Genomic DNA, 21,229 nt, shown 5'->3' on the forward strand with positions numbered 1-21,229 from the left:
CCTGAATACGCAGACGGGATAGGCGAGGCAGCCCGTCTCGAAGTCTAGATGAGTGATTCCCGGGGGTCGGCCCGCGGCTGACCCCCGGCGAAACAATCCAAGGTCCGGCAGACAGTCGAGCAGCGTGTCGAAGACGGGGCTCGGCCGGGGCCTGCTGTTCGCCGACAGGCTCGGCACCGTGGATACCGCGACACGCGTAGGGTCGAGGCGTGAGTCTGGCTCGACGTGAACGCCACGCCCTCGTGGAAACGATGACCGAGGCCGGCCCTGCCGCGCCGACCCTGTGCGGCACCTGGACGGTGCACGACCTCGCGGCCCACCTGGTGGTCCGCGAACGCAGGCCCGACGCGTCGGTGGGCATCGTCTTCCGGCCGATGGCCGGCTACCTGGAAGCCAAGCAGGCGCAGATCGCGCAGCGGCCGTTCGCCCAGCTGCTCGAGCTGGTCCGCACCGGGCCGCCGTGGTGGTCGCCGTTGCGCCCGGTCGACGCGGTGGCCAATCTCAGCGAGATGTTCGTCCACCACGAAGACGTGCGCAGGTCCGAACCGGGCTGGGAGCCAAGGCAGTTGGCGGCGCGCGACGAGGACCGCCTGTGGACCGCACTGCGCGCCGTCGCCCGCGCGGCCTACCGCAAGTCGCCGGTTCCGGTCGTCCTCGCGACGCCGCAGGGAGCCCGGATCACGGCGCACCGTGGCGACGGCGCCGAAGTGGTGCTCACCGGCACGCCGTCGGAGCTGCTCCTGCACGCCTTCGGCCGCGACGAAGTCCGGATCACCCCGACCGGACCCGAGGCCGACGTGCGGACGGTGCTCGCCACCGACCGCAGCGTGTGAACTAGACGACGTAGCGGCGCAGCCTGCGCGCCGCGAACTCCCGGAAGTACGACAGCTTCTCCGGCGGCACCAGCGAGGGCAGCAGGAAGTACCAGGCCCGCTCCATCCGCGCCGCCATCTGCTCCATCGACTCGGTGCCGACCGCGACGATGTGCACGCCCGCGGTGAGCTCCTGGAGCAGCACACCGACCACCTCGGGATCGAGGTCGGCGATCAGGTCGCCCTGGGCGATGGCCCGCTCCGACAGCAACCGGTAGGTCTCGCCCCAGGTCTTGGCGATGTTGTCGCCCTGCGCGCCGCGATAGTCACCGATCTGATGGGTGAGCTTGAGCATCGCGCCCACCATCGGATCGTTCATCGACAGATCGGCCACCACATAGGTGATCCCGACGGCCGCCTCCAGCGCGGGCACCCGGGAATCGAAGAAACCCTGACAGGATCCGGTCAGGCGCTCGTTGCCCTGATCGACCACCGCCCTGGCCAGCTCCTCCTTGGAGCCGAAGTGAAAGTACAAGGCGCCCTTGGTCACATTGGACTGCGCGATGATTTCGCTGAGGCTCGCGTTGGCGTAGCCCAAACGGAGAAAGACATCGGCAGCGCCAGCAAGGACGGAGTCGCGGGTGATCTCCGCGCGTGCTTGCCTAGCCATCAGATCCGCCTGTCATCCAATAATCCAGCCATCCTGAAGTAGACCGACATCCCGAAATTTGCTCGACATACCGCCCGGCAGCACCCAAAAGGATGGGTGAACCGTACCACCAGGCGGCAAAGTGGCAGCCGAATCATGGATTCGGTCCACGCTGCTTGCGCTAACGTCCGGTTACCCCACCGCTGGTCGGCGTAGTCCCCGTATTCCATTCGGAGCTGAGCCCCGGTTCGGCTTCCAAATGACTCAAACCGTTCCAACACAGGTTGACCAGGTGCGCCGCGACCACCTCTTTGGGTGGGGTGCGCTCGTCGAGCCACCACGTGGCGGTGGTCGAGACCATGCCGACCAGAGCCTGGGCGTAGAGCGGGGCGAGGCTGGTATCGAGATCGCGACGGCCGAAATCACCGGCGAGCAGATGGGCCACCTGGTTCACGGCCTCGTTGAGCAGGCTCGAGTAGCGCCCGTCGGAGTTGGCGGCGGGCTGGTCGCGGACCAGGATCCGAAAACCGTCGGTCCGCTCCTCGATGTAGGTGAGCAAGGCCAGCGCCACCTGCTCTAATCGCACCCGCGATCGATTGCGGGTGAGTGAGGAGGTGACCATCTCCAGCAGCATCGACATCTCACGATCGACGACCACCGCGTACAGGCCCTCCTTGCCACCGAAATGCTCGTAGACCACCGGCTTCGACACCTGCGCCCGCTGCGCGATCTCCTCGATCGATGTCGCGTCGTACCCCCGCTCCGCGAACAATGCGCGGCCGATTTCGATCAGCTGCTGCCTGCGCTGCGTACCCGTCATCCTGGGCCTGGTGGCCCGCCCCGGCTCACTGGACGACATGCGTGCCCCCGCCTCTCCGCGTTTCGACTCACGAGAAATCAGTACGTGCGTTCCAGAAGGCTAACAACGGCGTCCGAGCACGGACGCGACAGGCGTACACAAGATTCGCCCGAGGGCGGGATCGTGTGCGAGGATCACTGGCGTGCCGTAGCACAGTGGTGGGCTCCGAGAGCCCACTGGTGTGGCGATCCGCCGTAGTGTAATGGCAGCACCTCTGATTTTGGTTCAGATAGTTCAGGTTCGAGTCCTGGCGGCGGAGCACACGGACACACAGTGACGTATCGTCGGCCCGCACCATCTACCGACCGAACCCGCCACAGCACTCGCTGACAGGCAGCCGAGGGAGATCCATGCCACCGCAGACCGCCGTCGTCGTTCTCGCAGCAGGTGCTGGGACGCGAATGCGGTCGAAGACTCCGAAAGTGCTGCACCCGTTAGCAGGCCGGTCGATGCTCTCGCACGCGCTGCACGCCGCCGTCGAGATCGATCCGACCCACCTGATCACCGTTGTCGGGCACGACCGGGAGAAGGTCGGAGCCGCCGTCGCGGACGTGGGTAAGGAACTCGGCCGCGAGATCGTGTGCGCGGTGCAGGAGCAGCAGCTCGGAACCGGACACGCGGTGCAGTGCGCACTGGGTTCGATCCCCACGGACTTCGACGGCGACCTTCTCGTCACTTCGGCCGATGTGCCGCTGCTCGACGGGCACACTCTGTCCGCGCTGCTCGACGAGCACCGCAGCTACGCCGAACGGCCCGCCGTGACGGTGCTGACCTTCGTGCCCGACGACGCCAACGGTTACGGCCGGATCGTGCGCGACGACGACGGTCAGGTCGCCGAGATCGTGGAGCACGCCGACGCCACCCCGGAACAGGCCAAGATCAAAGAGGTCAACTCCGGCGTCTACGCGTTCGACGCGTCCGTGCTGCGCACGATGATCGGGCGGCTGTCCACCGCCAACGCCCAGCACGAGCTCTACCTCACCGATGTGCTGCGGCTGGCCCGCGAAGCCGGTCATCCGGTACACGGCGCGCGGCTGATCGACTCCAACAAGGTCACCGGCGTGAACGACCGGGTGCAGTTGTCGCAGGCCGGCGCCACCCTCAATCGCTACATTCTCGAACGGCACATGCGCGCGGGCGTCACCATCATCGACCCGGCGACCACCTGGATCGACGCGAGTGTGCGGATCGGGCGCGACGCCGTGCTGCGGCCCGGCACCCAGCTCTTCGGCAGCACCGAGATCGGCGAGGACGCCGAGATCGGGCCCGACACCACGCTCACCGACGTGCTCGTCGGAGTCGGCGCGAGTGTGATCCGAACGCACGGGACGCACGCTCAGATCGGCGACGGCGCGTCCATCGGCCCGTTCAGCTACCTCCGCCCCGGCACCGTCGTGGGCGAGGAAGGCAAACTCGGCGCGTTCGTCGAGACCAAGAACGCCTCGATCGGCGCGCACTCGAAGGTGCCCCACCTCACCTACGTCGGCGACGCGACGATCGGCGAGTACAGCAACATCGGCGCTTCCAGCGTTTTTGTGAACTATGACGGAGTGAACAAGCACCACACCGTGGTTGGTTCCCATGTGCGAACAGGTAGCGACACCATGTTCATCGCGCCGGTCACCGTGGGTGACGGAGCCTATACGGGTGCGGGTACTGTACTGCGCAGAAGCGTTCCACCGGGTGCACTTGCTGTGTCGGGTGGGCCACAGCGCACTTTTGAAAACTGGGTGCAGCGCTACCGTCCAGGAACCGCTGCGGCGCGCGCGGCGGCGGAAGCCATCGCGGCAGACGAGACGTCTTCGAAGACAATCGAGCAAAAGGATGGCAACCAGCAGTGACCGCGTTCTCGATCGACAACCAGAAGAACTTGATGCTCTTCGCCGGCCGGTCACATCCTGAGCTGGCCGAGCAGGTCGCCAAGGAACTCGACGTCGACATCACCCCGCAGACCGCGCGTGACTTCGCCAACGGTGAGATCTTCGTCCGGTTCGAGGAGTCGGTCCGCGGTTCCGATGCCTTCGTGCTGCAGAGCTTCCCCGCGCCGCTCAACCAGTGGCTGATGGAACAGCTCATCATGATCGACGCGCTCAAGCGCGGTTCGGCCAAGCGAATCACCGCGGTGCTGCCGTTCTACCCGTACGCGCGCCAGGACAAGAAGCACCGCGGCCGCGAGCCGATCTCGGCCCGCCTCGTCGCCGACCTGCTCAAGACCGCCGGTGCCGACCGCATCATCAGCGTCGACCTGCACACCGACCAGATCCAGGGCTTCTTCGACGGCCCCGTCGATCACATGCACGCGCTGGTGCAGCTGTCGGATTACATCCGCACCAACTACCCGTCGGACAACCTCGCGGTCGTCTCCCCCGACGCGGGCCGCGTGAAGGTCGCCGAGAAGTGGGCCGACGCGCTCGGTGGCACGCCGCTGGCGTTCATCCACAAGACCCGCGACCCGCTGGTGCCCAACCAGGTGAAGTCCAACCGCGTCGTCGGTGACGTCGAAGGCCGCACCTGCGTGCTGATCGACGACATGATCGACACCGGTGGCACCATCGCCGGCGCGGTGAAGGTCCTCAAGGAAGCCGGCGCGGGCGACGTGATCATCGCGGCCACCCACGGTGTGCTCAGCGATCCGGCCGCCGAGCGCCTCGCCAACTGTGGCGCCAGGGAAGTCGTCATCACCAACACGCTGCCGATCAGCGAGGACAAGAAGTTCCCGACGCTGACCGTGCTGTCGATCGCGCCGCTGCTGGCCCGCACCATCCGCGAGGTCTTCGAGAACGGCTCGGTCACGGGCCTGTTCAACGGCAACGCTTGAGCTGTTCCGCCTCTCCGTGACTTTTGGCCAGACTGAGGCGCGGGGTTGGGTTGGGGACGCGGCAAGCCTTCAGAGGTTGAGGGTTAGCCCGTGCCCGGTGAGTTACCCATGTTCTCTCGAGACCAGTCGGTGCGTTTGTCCTCGGACAATGGCGCACCGGCTGGTCTTTGGTGCATGGTGGTCCTGTCGTAGTGCGGGACGTGACAGGGGGCGGCATGGGGACTGAGCCGGAGCGGCGGGTCGAACTCGGTAAGGATCAGGTTGTGCCGCGGGTGCAGGACGCGCCGGAGGTGGCTGATCCGGCGGGCGGGGAACCATGGGGTGGGATCGCCGCTCCGGTAACCCCGGGTGATGCGGTGCCGTTTCCCCCACCGCCCGCCGCTCAGCCCTGGGCTGGGGTCGCGAATCCGGCTGTCGAGTTGCCGCCGTATCCGCCGCCACCGCCGGGGCCGATGTTTCCCGCGCCCGGCTATCCCGCTGTCGGCAATGCCGCGCCGATATATCCCGCTCCGGGCTATCCGCCGCCTGGTCGGGCACCTTACGGAGCGCCGCAATACCCGGGGCAGTTCCCGTCGCCGCCTCCGCCGGGGTACGGCTACCGGGACAGCACGCCGGTGTGGTCGATCATCAGCTTCTGCTGTGTCGCGGCGTCGGTGCTCGGTGGGGTGATGCTGTGCGGGCTGCCGGTGCTCGTGACCGCGCCGACGGGAGTCGTGCTCGGGCTGGTCGGACATGCCAAGGGTGAGCCGATGGGCAAGTGGGCGGCGATCGCCAATGGGGCCATCGCGGCGCTGGCCGCGGTTCTGGTGCTCGTGTTCGTGGCACTGATCGGCGGTGTTTGAGCCTCGGCGGGCGATACTGGTAGGCGGTAGCCGGCCCGGTCGCCACGCCGCCCCCGTCCCCGAACAGAACTGAGAAACGCCGCACCGATGGACGCTTTCACCGGATTCCCGCTCGCCGGACTCGACTTCTACGAAGACCTGGAGGCCGACAACTCGAAGGCCTTCTGGAACGCGCACAAACACATCTACGACGAGGCCGTGCGCGCACCGATGGTCGCGCTCGCCGCCGAACTGGCGGCGGAATTCGGACAGGCCAAGATCTTTCGGCCCTACCGTGACGTCCGATTCTCGGCCGACAAACTGCCCTACAAAACCCACCAGGGTGCGGTGGCGGGAGTGTCGCCCGGCGTCGGCTGGTACGTGCAGATCGGGGCGGCGGGACTGTTCATCGCGGGCGGCTGCTTCCGGCCCTCGCCCACCGCCTTGGCTGTCCTGCGGGCCACGATCGACGACGAGGTGCGCGGCGCGGAGCTGGAGAAGATCCTGGCCGCGACGACGGCGGCCGGTTTCACCCTCGGCGGCGACAAGCTCAAAACCAAGCCGAAGGGCTACGCCATCGACCATCCGCGCATCGACCTGCTGCGCCACAAATCACTGACCGTGCACCGCGAGTTCGGCGCACCGGAGTGGCTCACCACCCCGGCCGCGGCCACCGAGATCCGCCGCGCCTGGAACGACCTGCGGCCGCTCGTCGAATGGTTCGCCGCCGTCCTCCAAGGCGTCCCGGAGGACACCAGCGGCAGACGCCCGTAGCCGGCGACCGCCCGGCCCGGGCGTGGTTCGTGACGGACGGCCGTCGGAGGCCGATACTGGAAACCATGAGCCGTGAACCGTTGGACATGGACATGGGCGATGACGATCAAGCCGACGACATCGTCGAATACGAACGCTATGTGGAAGACCCACCGGCCGACTACGTGATCCGCAATCACGAAGCCGACGCCGACGGCTTCCTCGGCATCAACGAGGAAGTCTCCGAGGAGTACACCGAGCGCGGGTCCCGCCAGGAGGCGATGGCAGAGGACGAACGCCCCGCTGAGGTAGGCGCGATGCGCGTGGTCGGCGACGACGATGTCGACGGCGACCTCTTCGACGACGACGCCGTCAACGGCGAGGAAGGCGTCGAAAAGGACCTGGAGGGCGACGAGAACCTCACCAGCGGCGAATACCTCGCCGACGAACTCGACCTCTGACCACACGTCCCGCTCGATGACGTCACCGCCGACGCACCCCGCTTGTCGTGACCGCTCGGTTGCCGCCCTCCTGACCTGACCGCCGGCGCGCATTTCGTGGCCGGAGCCAGGACTCAGCGGCGTTCGGACAGGGACAAGATGAAGCGATTGTCGGGGTCGGTCCAGGTGTGCGTGGGGGTGAAGCCGGCTCGGTGCAGTTCGGCGGCGAGGGAATCGGGGCGGAATTTGGCGGAGATCTCGGTGCGCATCTCTTCGCCCGCGGCGAAGTCGACGGTGAGGTTCAGGCCGGCGACGGTGGCTGTCATCGCCTCGGTGGCGCGCAGGCGCATTTCGATCCACTCGTTCTCGGCGTCCCAGCGGGCGACGTGGTCGAATTTCTCGGGGGCGAAGTCGGCGTCGAGCCGGTTGTTGAGGACGTGCAGGACGTTGCGGTTGAATTCGGCGGTGACGCCCGCGGCGTCGTCGTAGGCGGGGACCAGGATCGCCGGGTCGATGACCAGGCCCGCGCCGAGCAGGAGCAACTCGCCGGGTTCGAGGACCTCGTTGATGCCCGCCAGGAATTCGGCGCGCTCGGCGGGGACCAGGTTGCCGATGGTGCCGCCGAGGAAGGCGATCATGCGGCGGCCACCGCGGGGCAGGTTGTGCAGGGTGTCGGTGAAGTCGCTGACCACACCGTGCACGGACAGGTTCGGGTACTCCGCCGCGATCTCGGCGGCCGCACCGCGCAGCGCCGAGGCCGAGACATCCTGCGGAACATAGGTTTTCAGCGAACCTTCGGCGGTGAGCGCATCCAGCAGCAGCCGGGTCTTGGCGGCCGAGCCCGAGCCGAGCTCCACCAGCACCTCGGCGCGAGCGGCCGCGGCGATCTCACCGACCACCCGCTCGAGCAGGGCTCGCTCGGTGCGGGTCGGGTAGTACTCGGGCAGTTCGGTGATCCGTTCGAAGAGCTCACTACCGCGTGCGTCGTAGAACCACTTGGGCGGCAGCGACTTCGGGTCGGCGGTCAGACCGGTGCGGGCGTCGGTGCGCAAGGCCGCGGTGAGATCGTCGTCGGTGAGGTGGATGTCCAGCAGCGGCGCGGTCATGAACGGACCCTTTCGGTAGCGGGGAGTTCGAGTGCGGTGATGGTGCAGTGGCCGGGTGTGGCGGTGACCAGTTGGTGGTCGACGACGGATTGCCAGCGCGGGTCCGCGTCGTAGGGTTCGGACGAGAGCACGGCGTAGTCGTCGGTGACGAGCACCGACAGCGCGTGCCAGCAGGTGGTGGCCCACAGCTGGATTCCGTTGCCGAGCAACAGGTTCAGGCGAGCGCTCGGCTGATACCGGAGAACGGTCGCGACCAGCAGCTGGAGGGCGTCGGCCGGGGAGGTGACGGGGCCGGCGGGGTCGATCGCCCCGAGCAGGCCCCGCAGCAGCACCCACAGCGCAGCGGAATCGGTGAGCGCCTCCGCCCGCAGCAGCACCGCGGGTGAATCGAACAGCGTTGCGGTGGTGCAGACTTCACGCAGGTCGGCGACGACGGCGACGAGCGTCGTTCGCCAGTCCGGGACGACGCCGTTGTGGCTGAAGGCCCAGTGTTCGTCGGTGAAAGGCGCGCAGGCCGAACGCTCCACCGGCATGCCGACGGTGGCCGAGCGCACGGCGGCGACGACCGAACGGGATTCGAGCTGCCCGAGCACCTCGGCGACGGCGGGGTCGGTCCAGATCGGGGCGTGGTTGCGGTAGCGGGTTACCGCGTCGCGGGCGCCCTCCGTTCCCACATCGGCGCGGCGCCACCAGGCCACGCCGAAGCCGTCGGCGTTGATGGTGCCGCCCGCGCGCATGTCGACCGGCGCCCAGGACTGGGTATAGAGCGAGTGGGGGCCGCGCAGAATCAGCTCGCCGACCCCCACCGGTGGGCCGACGTAACCGAGGTGCCTACACATCAGAGTTCGTCCTCGCGCAGATCTCGGGCGAGCCGGAACCCGGCGAAGATCTGCCGCCGGATCGGGTGATCCCAGTTGCGGAAGGTGGCGCGGCAGGCGACCTCGTCGGTGCCGAAGGATCCGCCGCGCAGGATGCGGTAGTCGCCGCCGAAGAAGACCTCCGAGTATTCGCGGTAGGGGAACGCGCGGAACCCGGGGTAGGCCTCGAAACCCGAGGAGCACCATTCCCAGACGTCGCCGATGAGCTGGTGCACGCCGGTGGCCGACGCACCGGCCGGATAGGCGCCGATCTCGGCTGGTTCCAGGTGTCGCTGGCCGAGGTTGGCCAGGTGCGCGTCCGGTTGGTCCTCGCCCCACGGATAGCGGCGCGACGCACCGGTTTCCGGGTCGAAGCGGGCCGCCTTCTCCCATTCGGCCTCGGTCGGCAAGCGCTTGCCCGCCCACCGCGCGAAGGCCTCGGCCTCGAACCAGCACACATGCACCACCGGCTGATCGAGCCGCAGCGGGGTGCGGACGCCGAATGCCGTGCGCGTCCACCCGTCACCGTCGCGCTCCCAGAACTGCGGAGCGACCAGGCCGGCCTCCCTGCGGTGCGCCCAGCCACGCTCCGACCACAGCTCGGACCGGTCGTAGCCCCCGTCGTCGAGGAAGGCGAGGAACTGCCCGTTGGTCACCGGCGCGACATCGATCGCGAAGCCGTCGACGTGCACCGGATGGGCGGGGCGTTCGTTGTCCAGCGCCCACGGATCGGCCGAGGTCCCCATCAGGAATTCGCCTGCGGGAAGGATGACTTCGCCACCCGCCGGCACCTGGGCGACCGGGGCGGGCGGCGCTGACAGGACCGGCGCGCCGATTCGCAATTGATGGGTGGCGAGCATGGTCTCGTCGTGCTGCTGTTCGTGCTGAGCGATCATGCCGAACGCGAAACCGTTGTCCACCAGTGGATTACCGGACAGATCACTGGAATCGAGGACGTCGAGGACCTTTTCGCGCACCGAGCCGACGTAGCCGCGCGCCTGCTCGGGGTTGAGCAGCGGCAACGCGGGCCGGTTCGACCTGGCGTGCTTGAACGCGTCGTAGAGCTCGTCGATATCGGCTCGCACCGCATCGCGGCCGCCGACATCGCGCACCAGCCACAGCTCTTCCTGGTTCCCGATATGCGCCAGGTCCCAGACCAGCGGCGACATCAGCGGCGAATGCTGCGCGACGAGATCGGCTTCGTCCACGCTCTCGGTGAGCAGGGTGGTGCGGCGGCGAGCACGCGACAGGACCTCGGCGATGCGGGCCCGCGTCCGGTCGCGGTCACTGTGGTCGGCGGGGGCGGAAAGAGTCACGAGAGCTCCGAAACAGACAGGTCGGCAACGACTTCGGACAGAAGAACAGCGGCATGCCGGCCACGGGCGGCCGGCGGCGAGACCATCACGACCCGCCCGCGCCGTTGCGTGCCGAGTCGACCTCGGCGAGTGGACTGCGGCCCGCATTACATCGGCGGGCCGCGGCGGCCAATTCCGCGGCAGCGGAGGGTGTTCGCGCATGGGCGGCGGCCAGGTCGAGCACGTCTACTGCAGCGCGGCGCAAGTGCGGGTCGAGCAGGCCGCAACGCGCGGACGTCAACCACTCCCCCGCGGTGGGCGCGGCGAGGGCTGTCGCCTCGGCGACGACAGCGGGGGTCGACAGCAGCGCGTCGAACAGGTGGATCGGGGTGGTCCACGCTTCACCGGGCTGGGTGTCGAGGTAGCGGACCTCGAGGTGACCGGATGCTCGGACCGGGGGAAAGAGGGTGGTCAGGTGGTAGTCCAGATCGGCGCGGGTCGGGCGGCGGCCCACTTCGTCGTCGAGGGCGCCGGACAGCCAATCGGCGAAGGTGGCACCGGGGGGCGGGGACCAGTCGGCGTCGGCATCGGCGCACCGCACACACAGCAGCGGCACGTCGAGAGCCCAGTGGGCGTACGAGGTGATCGGGTCCGCCCAGTCGGCCACCGGGGGTCTGGAACGGGCGGGGTCCAGGCGCAACCAGGTGCGCATGCGCTGAGACGCCCAGTCGCCGCGCGGCACGCCGTGCAGGCGCGGTGAGCAGGCGAAGGCGGCGATGAGGGTGGGGCCGAGGGCGTAGAGGGCGGTCCAGCGCGCCCGCACCTCGGCGGGATCGGCGCCGGCGTCCACGCTGACCTGCGTGGCGGCGGTATTGCACATCATCAGGGTGCCGAAGGGGCCGACGCCGTCGAAATGACGTTCCATCGCCGCGTAGCGGGGCAAACGAAGCAAACGCTCGGCGGGACGGCCCGCATCGGCGGCGGCGGCGAAGACGCTGATCTCCTGGTCGGCGAGCAGGTCCCGCAAACGGGCCGCATCAGCGCGCAGATGCTGCGTCAGCGCGGCCGGATCAGCGAACGGTGCGCTGGAAAGTTCTATCTGACCACCGGGTTCGACGGTGACCAGGCTCCCGCCGGGCAGAGCAACCGCGGCGGAAGCGGGAGCGAGGGAGGTCGGTGCGTGCGGCCCGAGGGCCGCTGCCAGCTGGTCGAGCGAGGGCCGCGAACCGGTGGGACCGGCGGTGAGCCACTCCAGTTCGGCGCCGATCAGCGCAGGGGGACCGAGCTTGAAACAGACGCCGCCGACATAGGCCTCCGCCGCCGCCCTGGACGACATTTCTCCCTGGTCAGGAGCATAATCGGGCCACGATGAACGTTCCAGGGTGACCGCCATACCAACCTCCACGTGCTGCGTGCTGCCGGGGAACCTGCGTTTCGCTCATTCCAGAGTAGCGAGGTCCACCGACAGAGAAAGTGACGAAAATCCGAACGGCTCGGGGCGCTATCGTCGTCACCATGCTTGACCTCGCCGCGATCAGAGCCGACACCGCAGGACTTGCCGACGGTCAGGTCTTCCTCGACAGCGCCGGATCGTCACTGCCGCCGAAGACCGTCCTCGACACGATGATCACCCACTTACACCGCGAAGCGGAGATCGGTGGCTATCGGGCGGCTAATGAGCGTCTGGACGATCTCGCCGCGGTGAAGACCTCGATCGCGACGCTCATCGGCGCCACGCCCGACACCATCGCCCTCAGCGACAGTGCGTCCCGGTCATGGGCCGATTTCGCCTACTCGGTACCGCTGCACCCCGGCGACCGGATCCTGATCTCCGGCGCCGACTACGCCAGCAACGCGATCGCCGCGCTCCAGCGCGCGAAGCACACCGGTGCGGTGGTCGAGCGCATTCCCAGCGACGACACCGGCCGTCTCGACACCGACGCGCTCGCCGACATGCTCGACGAACGCGTGCGGCTGGTTTCGCTGCAACACGCCCCGACCAACGGCGGCCTCGTGAACCCGGTCGCCGAAGCCACCCGCATCGCCCACGAAGCCGGTGCGCTGGTACTGCTCGACGCCTGCCAGTCGACCGGCCAGCTGCTTATCGACGTCACCGAACTCGGGGTCGACGCCATGTCGACGACCGGTCGCAAGTGGTTGCGCGGCCCCCGGGGCACCGGGTTCCTGTACGTGCGTTCCGAATTGGCGCAGACGATGGAACCGACCCGCCTCGACCTGCACAGTGCCGCGTGGGTGAGCCCCGGCGAATACCGCCTGGCCGACGACGCTGCCCGGTTCGAATTCTGGGAGTGCGGTGTCGCCGCCCGCCTCGGTCTCGGCGCCGCCGTCGACTACCTGCTCGAGCAGGGGCCCGACGAGGTCTACGCGGCCGTGGCCACCCGTGCCCAGTACCTGCGCAAGACCCTGCCGGAGCTGCCCGGCGTGACCGTGCGCGATCTGGGCACCGAGCACAGCGGCATCGTCTCGTTCACCGCCGACGGCCACGATCCCGAACAGCTGCGCGATCGGCTCGCCGAGCACGCGATCACCGTCACCGTCAGTCACGCGGGCTCCACCCTGCTCGACATGTCCGAGCGCACTCTGCCTGCCGTGCTGCGGGCCTCCCCGCACTATTTCGTCGGCCCGGCCGACCTGGACCGCTTCGTCGCGACGCTGGCCGACCTCACTCGCTGAGCCCCGCGAGGTGCTCGCGGACGATCCGGTCCACGAGCACCCGCGGGTCCTGATCGGGGGCAACGATCTCCAGCGTCCGGTTGACGGCGATCGTCGCCAAACCGTGCACATTGGTCCACAGGGCCAGCGCGCGCTGCGGCGCCGACTCCGGCGCCACCGCCGCGACCAGCTCCACCACCTGTCCGTACAGCGGCCGCGTCGTCGCCCGCAGATTCTCGCCGGAGCCCGCCAGCAGATCGTGGCGGAACATCAGCGTGAACATCTCGGGCCGCGACACCGCGAAATCCACGTAGTCAACGGCCATTCGACGTAACCGTTCCCGTGGGTCGTCGATCGTGGCGAGCACCGAGAACCGCTCGATCAGCTCCCCGAATCCGCGCGCCGCGATCGCCGCGAGCAGCGCCGCGTGCGTGGGAAACCACCGCCGCGGCGCGCCATGGGAGACGCCGGCGGCCCGCGCGATCGCACGCAGCCCGAGTGCGCCGAAACCGTCGGTTTCGAGCAGATCGACACCGACGTCAACCAGGCGCTCGCGCAACGATTCAGGCATACCGGCAATTCTGCACACCCGTTCGCGGACCTTCGCGGTCGCATGCGTAGACAGTGTCTACTAGCCTGCGTAGACACTGTCTACGAAGGGACTGCCCATGTGGTATCTGCTGTGCAAATACGTCCTCATCGGCCCGGCGCTGCGCCTGCTCGGTCGCCCGCACGTCGAAGGGCTGGAGCACATTCCACGCACCGGTCCGGTGATCATCGCGGCCAATCACCTGGCCTTCATCGACTCGCTCTACCTGGCCCTGGTGATCCCACGGCCACTCACATTCCTGGCGAAGCAGGAGTACTTCGCCGGCACGGGGTTACGTGGGCGATGCAAACGCTGGTTCTTCACCGCCGCGGGCCAGGTACCGGTGGACCGCACCGGCGGCGACGCGGCCGCCGACGCGCTCGCGGCGGCCACCGCGATCCTCGACGGCGGCGGCGCCTGGGCAATTCACCCCGAGGGCACACGGTCACGGGATGGCAGGGTCTATCGTGGTCGCACCGGGGCGCTGCGCGTTGCCATGGCCACCGGGGCACCGGTGGTGCCCGTGGTCCTGGACGGTACCGATCGCATGAATCCTCGCGGTCGGAAACTGTTGCGTTTCACCAAGGTACGCATCACCGTCCACCCCCCGCGGCGCTATCCCACAGCTGTTCATCACGCCCAGGTCAGAGCGGCAACCGACCTGCTGATGCGGGAAATTGCCACGTTATCGGGTAGACCATACGTAGACCGCTACGCAGCCACCTTCGCTGTCTAGGGCGCAACAGCAGGGGTGCTGGGGCGTCAGCCCGGGTTAACACGCGCGGGGCGGGGCGGGATTTCTTGTTGGGAGTGCAGAGCACGGCCGTAACCGATCGTTGGCGTAAAGGGAGACCGACGTTGAGCAGGTTCACCGACGAAATGTTTGGCACAGCGTTGACCAGCTCCAAGGGGCTGGTCACCGGAGAGCCGGAGGCACCACTGCGGCAGACCTGGGGGGACATTCACAGGCAGGCGCGGCGGATGGCGGGTGGTCTCGCGGCCGCCGGGATCGGGCACGGCGACGCCGTCGGCGTGCTGGCCGGCCTGCCGGTCGACATCGCGCCTGCCTGCCAGGCCATCTGGATGCGTGGCGCTTCCATCACCATGCTGCATCAACCCACGCCACGCACCGACCTCGCGGTCTGGGTGCGTGACACCGAAACGGTGCTGCACATGATCGACGCGAAGGCGGTCGTACTCGGCGCGCCGTTCGCGGCCGCCGAGCCGGTGCTCCGGGAACGCGGGATCATCGTGGTGCCGGTCGAGGAGCTGCACCGGGGTGTCGACACCGATCCGGTACCGACCACCGAGGGCGATATCGCGTTGCAGCAGTTGACCTCCGGTTCGACCGGATCACCCAAAGCCGTCCGGATCACCCACGGCAACTTCAACACCAACGCGCACGCGATGTTCACCCGGGTCAAATTCCAGCTCGACGACGACGTGATGATCAGCTGGCTGCCGCTGTTCCACGACATGGGCATGGTCGGATTCCTCAGCGTGCCGATGCAATTCGGTGCCGAGGTGGTGTGCGTGACACCGCTGGACTTCCTGGCCAGGCCACTGCTGTGGGCCGAGCTGATCGACAAGTATCGCGGAACTGTCACCGCCGCGCCGAATTTCGCGTACTCCCTGCTGGCCCGGCGCCTGCGTCAGGCCGAACCCGGCTCCCTGGATCTGTCCAGCGTGCGTTACATGTGGAACGGCGCCGAACCGGTCGATCCCGACACCATGATCGCCCTCGCGGCGGCGGGCGACCAGTTCGGGCTCAGCCCGATGGCACTCACGCCGGTGTACGGCATGGCCGAGACCACCCTGGCCGTATCGATTCCCGACCCCGGCAACGGGCAGGTGCTCGACGTGATCGATGCCGACCTGCTCGAGGTCGTCGGCAAGGCGGTACCGATCGCCGAGGACGGCCACCACGGCACCCCGCGCAGGCTGCCCACGCTGGGGCACCTGGTCGACGATCTGGAGGGTCGCGTCGTCGACGCCGAACGTCAGCCGCTGCCGGTCCGCTCGGTCGGCGTGATCGAATTGCGCGGCCCCGCTGTCACTTCGGGCTATGTCACCGTCGACGGCTTCCGCCCCGCCAAGGATGCCGACGGCTGGCTCGACACCGGCGACATCGGCTACTTCACCGAAGACGGCCTGATGGTGGTGTGTGGGCGCATGAAGGACGTCATCATCATGGGCGGGCGCAACATCTACCCCACCGACATCGAACGAGCCGCACTGCGCGTACCGGGCGTGCGCCCCGGCAACGCGGTCGCGGTGCGCCTGGACGCGGGGGAGAAACGCGAAAGCTTCGCGGTGGTGGTCGAATCCAACGATTATCAGGAGGCCGACGAGGTGAAGCGGATCGAGCGCGAGATCGTCCACGAGGTCTTCGCCGAAGTAGGCTCGCGCCCCCGCACGGTCGCCGTCCTCGGTCCGGGAGCCCTGCCGAAGACCTCCTCCGGCAAACTCCGACGCTCTGCCACCGCGGTGCACTTGCGATAGCTACTCACCGCACCCAGTCGCCCCCGTCTTCAACAACCCCCCAACCCACCCACCGCACTCCCGACCCCTAGGGAGGGACGGCCACGAAGTGGCCGGTCGCGGCCGGGTCGCCGGTTAGCCGCCGGGGCGTACGCGACGAAGGAGCAAGCCCCGGTGGTTAACCGGCGGCCCCCAGGGGCCGCGACCCGAGCGCGCCAGCGCTCCAATAAACACAGCCCAAACCGGCATGGGACTACTTGACACAGGTAGTTCTGGGCCTCAATGCAGGTTGTTCTGGGCCGCTTCCAGCCCGACCTTCAACAGCAGCTCCACCGCGTCGGCGGCCTGCTCCACGATCACCGGAACCTCTTTGCGCTCCGGCGCGGCGAAGGGCTTGAGGACGTAGTCGGCCGGATCCTGCCGACCGGGCGGGCGCCCGATCCCGATCCTGGTGCGCAAGTATTCCTTGGTGGTCAACGCCTGCGAGATCGACCGCAGCCCGTTGTGACCACCTTCGCCGCCGCCCTGCTTGAGCTTGAGCGTCCCGAACGGCAGATCCAGCTCGTCGTGGACCACGATCACCTGGTCCACCGGCACCGAGAAGAACTTCGCCAGCGCGGCCACCGGCCGCCCGGACAGATTCATATAGGTGCGCGGCTTCGCGATGAGGATCTGACGCCCGTCCAATCGCGCCTGGAGCAGATCGGCACCGGACTTCTTGTGCACGGCAAAACGGCCGCCGACGCGCTCGGCGAGCACATCGGCGACCAGGAAGCCCACATTGTGGCGGGTGCGCTCGTACTCGGGGCCGGGGTTACCCAGTCCGACCACGAGCGCGGGCCCGGAAGATTCGGTCATTGCCCGAATCGTAGTGCGCGGTCTTACTCGGACTCGGGAGCGGTCTCCGCGGTCTCGGTGTCGGCGGCGGTGCCTTCACCCTCGTCGTCCATCTGCGAGGCGGACGGCGCTTCGATCACGTTGACGATCAGCGCTTCCGGGTCACCGGCCAGGGTGACGCCCTCGGGCAGCGCGATGGTGCCGGCCAGGATCTGGGTGCCCGGCGCGATGCCGTCGACCGAGACCTCGATGGTCTCGGGCAGGTTCATCGCGTCGGCCTCGATCGACAGGGTGTTGAGTTCCTGGGTGATCAGGGCGCCGGAGACGGCATCGCCGGTGACGACGACGTTGACGTCAGTGGTGACGCGCTCGCCACGCTTGACGATCAGCAGGTCGGCGTGCTCGATGTAGCGACGGATCGGGTGGACGACGACCGACTTGGTCATCGCCAGCTGCGGCTGGCCGTCGATCTGCAGGTTCAGGATGGCGTTGGTGCCGTGCAGACGCAGGATCGCGGCGAACGCCTTGGCGTTCAGCGACAGGTGCTGCGGCTCGGCGTGGTGGCCGTACAGCACGGCGGGCACGTTGCCGTCGCGACGGGTACGGCGAGCGGCACCCTTACCGAATTCGGTGCGGACGGCGGCTTCGATCAGATTGGCGTCGGACATACTGAATGCGCTCCTACGGCTGGTCATGGGTGACCCAACTCCGGGGTCAAGGTCTACTCGTCGGACGAAAGAACGAACGAGGACGGCCCAAACAACTCAGCCGAGCCGCGTCGATCACGGTGTGCGCACCAAACGGGCACTCACCCTCGCCGAGACAACCCGCCAACCATACCGCATAGCAATCCGCGATCTAAAACCGCCATGACCGCACTCCGAACCCCGCACCTGCGACCCCTGGGGAGCAGCGGCCACAGAGTGGCCGGTCGCGGCCGGGTCGCCGGTTAGCCGCCGGGGCGTAGGCGCCGAAGGAGCAAGCCCCGGTGGCTAACCGGCGGCCCCTCGGGGCCGCGACTCGAGCGCGCCAGCGCTCCAACAAACACAGCGTCAAACCCGCCTGGGACTACTCAAACCCCAAGCTCTGCCACACAACCCGCCTGGGACTACTCAAACCCCAAGCTCTGCCACACAACCTGCCTCGGGACTACCACACCCCGAGGCTCCGGCCCCACATCCAGGACTACCGAATCAACGGTTCTCGAGCAACACTTCCGCGATCTGAATCGTATTCAGCGCAGCACCTTTTCGCAGGTTGTCACCCGAGATGAACAGCGCGAGACCGCGACCGCTCGGCACGCCCGGATCCTGGCGGATCCGCCCGACGAGAGAGTCGTCCTGCCCTGCCGCGCCCAGCGGGGTCGGCACGTCGACCAGACGCACGCCCGACGCCTTGGCCAGCAGTTCCTTGGCCTGCAGCACCGAAATCGGCTCGGCGAATTCGGCATTGATCGACAACGAGTGCCCGGTGAAGACCGGGACCCGCACGCAGGTACCGCTCACCAGCAGGTCGGGCAGGCCGAGGATCTTGCGGCTCTCGTTGCGCAGCTTCTGGTCTTCGTCGGTCTCGAAGGAACCGTCGTCGACCAGCGCACCGGCCAGCGGGATCACGTTGAAGGCGATCGGCGCGACGTAGTTGTTCGGTGCGGGGAACTCAGCGGCCGAACCGTCGTGCACCAGCTTCTCCGCGTCGGCGGACACCGCGCGGATCTGCGAGGCGAGCTCCTCGACACCGGACAGACCGGAGCCGGAAACGGCCTGGTAGGACGACACGATCAGGCGCTGCAAACCGGCCACGTCGTGCAGCGGCTTGAGCACCGGCATCGCGGCCATCGTGGTGCAGTTCGGGTTCGCGATGATGCCCTTGGGCAGGTTGCGGGTGGCCTCGGGATTGACCTCCGACACCACCAGCGGCACCTCGGGGTCCTTGCGCCATGCCGAGGAATTGTCGATCACGGTGACGCCCGCCGCGGCGAAGCGCGGGGCCTGCACACGCGACATGGTGGCGCCGGCCGAGAACAGCGCGATGTCGAGACCCGACGGATCGGCCGTCTCGGTGTCCTCGACGACGATCTCGCCGCCGCGCCAGGGCAGCGTCTTGCCCGCCGAACGCGAGGATGCGAAGAACCGCACCTCGTCGGCCGGGAAGTTGCGCTCTTCGAGCAGTTTGCGCATGACGGCGCCGACCTGACCGGTCGCACCGACAACACCTACACGTACACCCATTGCTTAACGCCCCGTTCCGCCGTGGACGACAGCGGCCTCGTCGCCGCCGAGATCGAATGCCTTGTGCAACACCTGCACCGCTTCATCCAGTTCCGTGTCACGCACGAGCACCGAGATCCGGATCTCCGAGGTGGAGATCAGGTCGATGTTGACGCCCGCGTTCGCCAGCGCCTCACAGAAGGTGGCGGTGACGCCCGGGTGCGACTTCATACCGGCGCCGACCAGGGAGACCTTGCCGATGTGGTCGTCGGAGAGGATCTCGGCGAAGCCGATCTCGTCCTGGCGCTCGGTGAGCTTCTGCACCGCGCGGACCAGGTCGGTCTTGGGGCAGGTGAAGGTGATGTCGGTCTTGCCCGTGTCGACCTTGGAGATGTTCTGCAGCACCATGTCGATGTTGATCTCGGCGTCGGCCACCGCGCGGAACACCTTGGCCGCGTAGCCCGGCTCGTCGGGCAGGGCGACGACGGTCACCTTGGCCTCGCTGCGGTCGTGTGCGACGCCGGTCAGGATTGCCTGCTCCACGGGAATGTCCTCCATCGATCCGAAAACAGTGGTGCCGATCTTGTCGGTGTAGGACGACCGAACATGAACGGGAACGTTGTAGCGGCGCGCGTACTCCACGCAGCGCAGCATGAGCACCTTCGACCCGCAGGCCGCCATCTCGAGCATCTCCTCGTAGGAGATCTTGTCGAGCTTCTGGGCGTCGGGGACGATGCGCGGGTCGGCGGAGAAGATGCCGTCGACGTCGGTGTAGATCTCGCAGACATCGGCTTTCAATGCCGCGGCCAGCGCGACGGCGGTGGTGTCGGAGCCGCCGCGGCCCAGCGTGGTGACGTCCTTGCTGTCCTGGCTCACGCCCTGGAAGCCGGCCACCAGCACGATCTGCCCCTCGGCCAGCGCCTCTTGCAGGCGGCCCGGGGTCACGTCGATGATCTTGGCGTTGCCGTGCGCGCCGGTGGTGATCACGCCGGCCTGCGAGCCGGTGAACGAGCGAGCTTCGGCGCCGAGCGTGTGAATAGCCATGGCCACCAAGGCATTCGAGATGCGCTCGCCCGAGGTGAGCAGCATGTCCATCTCGCGAGCAGGCGGCGCCGGGGCCACCTGCTCCGCGAGATCGAGCAACTCATCGGTCGTGTCGCCCATAGCCGAGCACACGACGACTACATCGTGCCCCTGCTTCTTGGTCTCCACGATCCGTTCAGCGACGCGCCGGATCCGCTCGGCGGTAGCCACCGAGGATCCTCCGTACTTCTGAACTACGAGAGCCACAGCAGGTCCTTCACGATCGAGTGTCAGATTGGTATCAGCGACCAAGAGTACCGGGCCCGGGCCACCGGTTTTGCTGCTACCTGCCCTGCCTGTGGAAAACGACACAGGCTTGTCACCTGTGGATAACCACGGAATTCACGCTCGATCGAACCAGGTGACCTGCGTGCCGTTGTCGAATTCCTTGCGCCGCACCGGAGCGAACTGTGTCGGTTTGAAGACGCCGGTGAAGACCGGGATGCCCTCGCCCGCGACGATCGGATAGCTCTTGATGATCATCGCGTCGATCTCGTCGAGCAGCTGCCCGGCCAGCTTCCCGCCGCCACACAGCCAGATGTCGCCGCCCTCGCGCTGCTTGAGCTCGCGCACCAGCTCGAGCGGATCACCGGAGACGATCTCGACTCCGGGATGGTCGGCCTGGTCGAGTGTGGACGAGATGACGTACTGCTTCAGGTGCGAGAACGGGCTCTCGACGTGCTCGTCCGGCAGCACGTAGGTGCCGCGCCCCATCAGCACGGTGTCCCAGTTCTTGGCAGGCAGGTCGGGGTCCATGCCGAAGTGCGCGCGCAGGTGGGTCGGGATGGAGTCGGGAAACTCATCCATCATCCACTCCACATAGTTCTGCGGTGTCGGATAGAAGTCGACCTCGCCGCCGGAGCCCGCGATGTAGCCGTCGAGGGAGACGCCGATGTAGTAGACAAGCTTTCGCATGGTTACCGCCTCAGGTGTTGTACTCTGTTTGAAG

Annotated in this window: 21 protein-coding genes and 1 tRNA gene; 10 read left to right on the plus strand and 12 right to left on the minus strand. The window is 67.7% G+C overall.

What is annotated here, in order from left to right; all coding sequences use genetic code 11:
* Nucleotides 1–209 precede the first annotated feature (209 nt).
* Complete coding sequence (locus tag ACWF99_RS18055) at nt 210–833, plus strand: TIGR03085 family metal-binding protein (protein WP_452536894.1); 624 nt, start codon at nt 210–212, stop codon at nt 831–833.
* 1 nt (nt 834) lies between these two features.
* Here ACWF99_RS18055 and ACWF99_RS18060 read toward each other — a convergent pair whose 3' ends face one another.
* Both ACWF99_RS18060 and ACWF99_RS18065 read right to left on the minus strand, forming a co-directional pair.
* Nucleotides 835–1,482, minus strand: coding sequence for a TetR/AcrR family transcriptional regulator (locus ACWF99_RS18060; protein ID WP_358071707.1), 648 nt, complete (start codon nt 1,480–1,482; stop codon nt 835–837).
* Nucleotides 1,483–1,642: 160 nt separating this feature from the next.
* A complete protein-coding gene (locus ACWF99_RS18065) occupies nt 1,643–2,281 on the minus strand; it encodes a TetR/AcrR family transcriptional regulator (protein WP_379223884.1) in 639 nt (212 codons plus the stop codon).
* A gap of 227 nt (nt 2,282–2,508) precedes the next feature.
* On the opposite strand from ACWF99_RS18065, the gene ACWF99_RS18070 reads away from it, so the two are divergent.
* The 6 genes from ACWF99_RS18070 (at nt 2,509) to ACWF99_RS18095 (ending at nt 7,173) form a co-directional block, all read left to right on the plus strand.
* Nucleotides 2,509–2,579, plus strand: a tRNA-Gln gene (locus ACWF99_RS18070).
* A gap of 91 nt (nt 2,580–2,670) precedes the next feature.
* Nucleotides 2,671–4,161: a bifunctional UDP-N-acetylglucosamine diphosphorylase/glucosamine-1-phosphate N-acetyltransferase GlmU gene (glmU, locus tag ACWF99_RS18075; protein ID WP_378636066.1), complete on the plus strand. Its 1,491-nt coding sequence runs from the start codon at nt 2,671–2,673 to the stop codon at nt 4,159–4,161.
* Entirely contained in the window at nt 4,158–5,138 is a 981-nt protein-coding gene (locus tag ACWF99_RS18080) for a ribose-phosphate diphosphokinase (protein WP_056813833.1), read from the plus strand. Before glmU ends, ACWF99_RS18080 begins: the two co-directional genes overlap by 4 nt.
* Before the next feature lie 215 nt (nt 5,139–5,353).
* Nucleotides 5,354–5,980: a hypothetical protein gene (locus ACWF99_RS18085; RefSeq protein WP_452536897.1), complete on the plus strand. Its 627-nt coding sequence runs from the start codon at nt 5,354–5,356 to the stop codon at nt 5,978–5,980.
* Between the two features lie 87 nt (nt 5,981–6,067).
* Nucleotides 6,068–6,733: a DUF2461 domain-containing protein gene (locus ACWF99_RS18090; RefSeq protein WP_378636060.1), complete on the plus strand. Its 666-nt coding sequence runs from the start codon at nt 6,068–6,070 to the stop codon at nt 6,731–6,733.
* A 65-nt stretch (nt 6,734–6,798) separates the two neighbouring features.
* Complete coding sequence (locus tag ACWF99_RS18095; RefSeq protein ID WP_378636058.1) at nt 6,799–7,173, plus strand: hypothetical protein; 375 nt, start codon at nt 6,799–6,801, stop codon at nt 7,171–7,173.
* A gap of 113 nt (nt 7,174–7,286) precedes the next feature.
* Here the strand turns inward: ACWF99_RS18095 and egtD are convergent, their stop codons facing one another.
* The 4 genes from egtD to egtA all read right to left on the minus strand — a co-directional run bounded on the left by egtD (nt 7,287) and on the right by egtA (nt 11,803).
* A complete protein-coding gene (egtD, locus tag ACWF99_RS18100; RefSeq protein WP_378636056.1) occupies nt 7,287–8,258 on the minus strand; it encodes an L-histidine N(alpha)-methyltransferase in 972 nt (323 codons plus the stop codon).
* The gene (gene egtC / locus ACWF99_RS18105; protein ID WP_452536900.1) at nt 8,255–9,097 is read right to left on the minus strand and encodes an ergothioneine biosynthesis protein EgtC; all 843 of its coding nucleotides are present in this window, start codon (nt 9,095–9,097) and stop codon (nt 8,255–8,257) included. Before egtC ends, egtD begins: the two co-directional genes overlap by 4 nt.
* Nucleotides 9,097–10,431 (minus strand): ergothioneine biosynthesis protein EgtB, encoded by a 1,335-nt coding sequence (gene egtB, locus ACWF99_RS18110; protein ID WP_452536902.1) that lies wholly within the window; start codon nt 10,429–10,431, stop codon nt 9,097–9,099. The genes egtC and egtB overlap by 1 nt, the downstream gene beginning before the upstream one ends.
* 85 nt (nt 10,432–10,516) lie before the next feature.
* Nucleotides 10,517–11,803, minus strand: a complete 1,287-nt coding sequence (egtA, locus tag ACWF99_RS18115) for an ergothioneine biosynthesis glutamate--cysteine ligase EgtA (RefSeq protein ID WP_378636049.1) — start codon at nt 11,801–11,803, stop codon at nt 10,517–10,519.
* Nucleotides 11,804–11,925: 122 nt separating this feature from the next.
* Here egtA and ACWF99_RS18120 point away from each other — a divergent pair, with 122 nt between their 5' ends.
* On the plus strand, nt 11,926–13,104 hold the full coding sequence (locus tag ACWF99_RS18120; RefSeq protein ID WP_452536904.1) for an aminotransferase class V-fold PLP-dependent enzyme: 1,179 nt from the start codon (nt 11,926–11,928) through the stop codon (nt 13,102–13,104).
* Here the strand turns inward: ACWF99_RS18120 and ACWF99_RS18125 are convergent.
* On the minus strand, nt 13,094–13,654 hold the full coding sequence (locus ACWF99_RS18125) for a TetR/AcrR family transcriptional regulator (protein WP_378636044.1): 561 nt from the start codon (nt 13,652–13,654) through the stop codon (nt 13,094–13,096). The genes ACWF99_RS18120 and ACWF99_RS18125 overlap by 11 nt on opposite strands.
* A gap of 97 nt (nt 13,655–13,751) precedes the next feature.
* On the opposite strand from ACWF99_RS18125, the gene ACWF99_RS18130 reads away from it, so the two are divergent.
* Both ACWF99_RS18130 and ACWF99_RS18135 read left to right on the plus strand, forming a co-directional pair.
* A complete protein-coding gene (locus ACWF99_RS18130; protein ID WP_452536907.1) occupies nt 13,752–14,408 on the plus strand; it encodes a lysophospholipid acyltransferase family protein in 657 nt (218 codons plus the stop codon).
* A gap of 122 nt (nt 14,409–14,530) precedes the next feature.
* On the plus strand, nt 14,531–16,174 hold the full coding sequence (locus tag ACWF99_RS18135) for a fatty acyl-AMP ligase (protein WP_378636039.1): 1,644 nt from the start codon (nt 14,531–14,533) through the stop codon (nt 16,172–16,174).
* A 258-nt stretch (nt 16,175–16,432) separates the two neighbouring features.
* Here ACWF99_RS18135 and pth read toward each other — a convergent pair whose 3' ends face one another.
* The 5 genes from pth to ACWF99_RS18160 form a co-directional block, all read right to left on the minus strand.
* Nucleotides 16,433–17,011: an aminoacyl-tRNA hydrolase gene (gene pth / locus ACWF99_RS18140; protein ID WP_266293272.1), complete on the minus strand. Its 579-nt coding sequence runs from the start codon at nt 17,009–17,011 to the stop codon at nt 16,433–16,435.
* A gap of 23 nt (nt 17,012–17,034) precedes the next feature.
* Entirely contained in the window at nt 17,035–17,658 is a 624-nt protein-coding gene (locus tag ACWF99_RS18145) for a 50S ribosomal protein L25/general stress protein Ctc (protein WP_378664381.1), read from the minus strand.
* A gap of 525 nt (nt 17,659–18,183) precedes the next feature.
* Complete coding sequence (locus tag ACWF99_RS18150) at nt 18,184–19,218, minus strand: aspartate-semialdehyde dehydrogenase (RefSeq protein ID WP_378638678.1); 1,035 nt, start codon at nt 19,216–19,218, stop codon at nt 18,184–18,186.
* 3 nt (nt 19,219–19,221) lie between these two features.
* The gene (locus tag ACWF99_RS18155; protein WP_378638675.1) at nt 19,222–20,487 is read right to left on the minus strand and encodes an aspartate kinase; all 1,266 of its coding nucleotides are present in this window, start codon (nt 20,485–20,487) and stop codon (nt 19,222–19,224) included.
* Nucleotides 20,488–20,622: 135 nt separating this feature from the next.
* Entirely contained in the window at nt 20,623–21,195 is a 573-nt protein-coding gene (locus tag ACWF99_RS18160; protein WP_452536910.1) for a dihydrofolate reductase family protein, read from the minus strand.
* Between the last annotated feature and the right edge of the window lie 34 nt (nt 21,196–21,229).

This window comes from Nocardia sp. NPDC055002 (assembly GCF_053608825.1).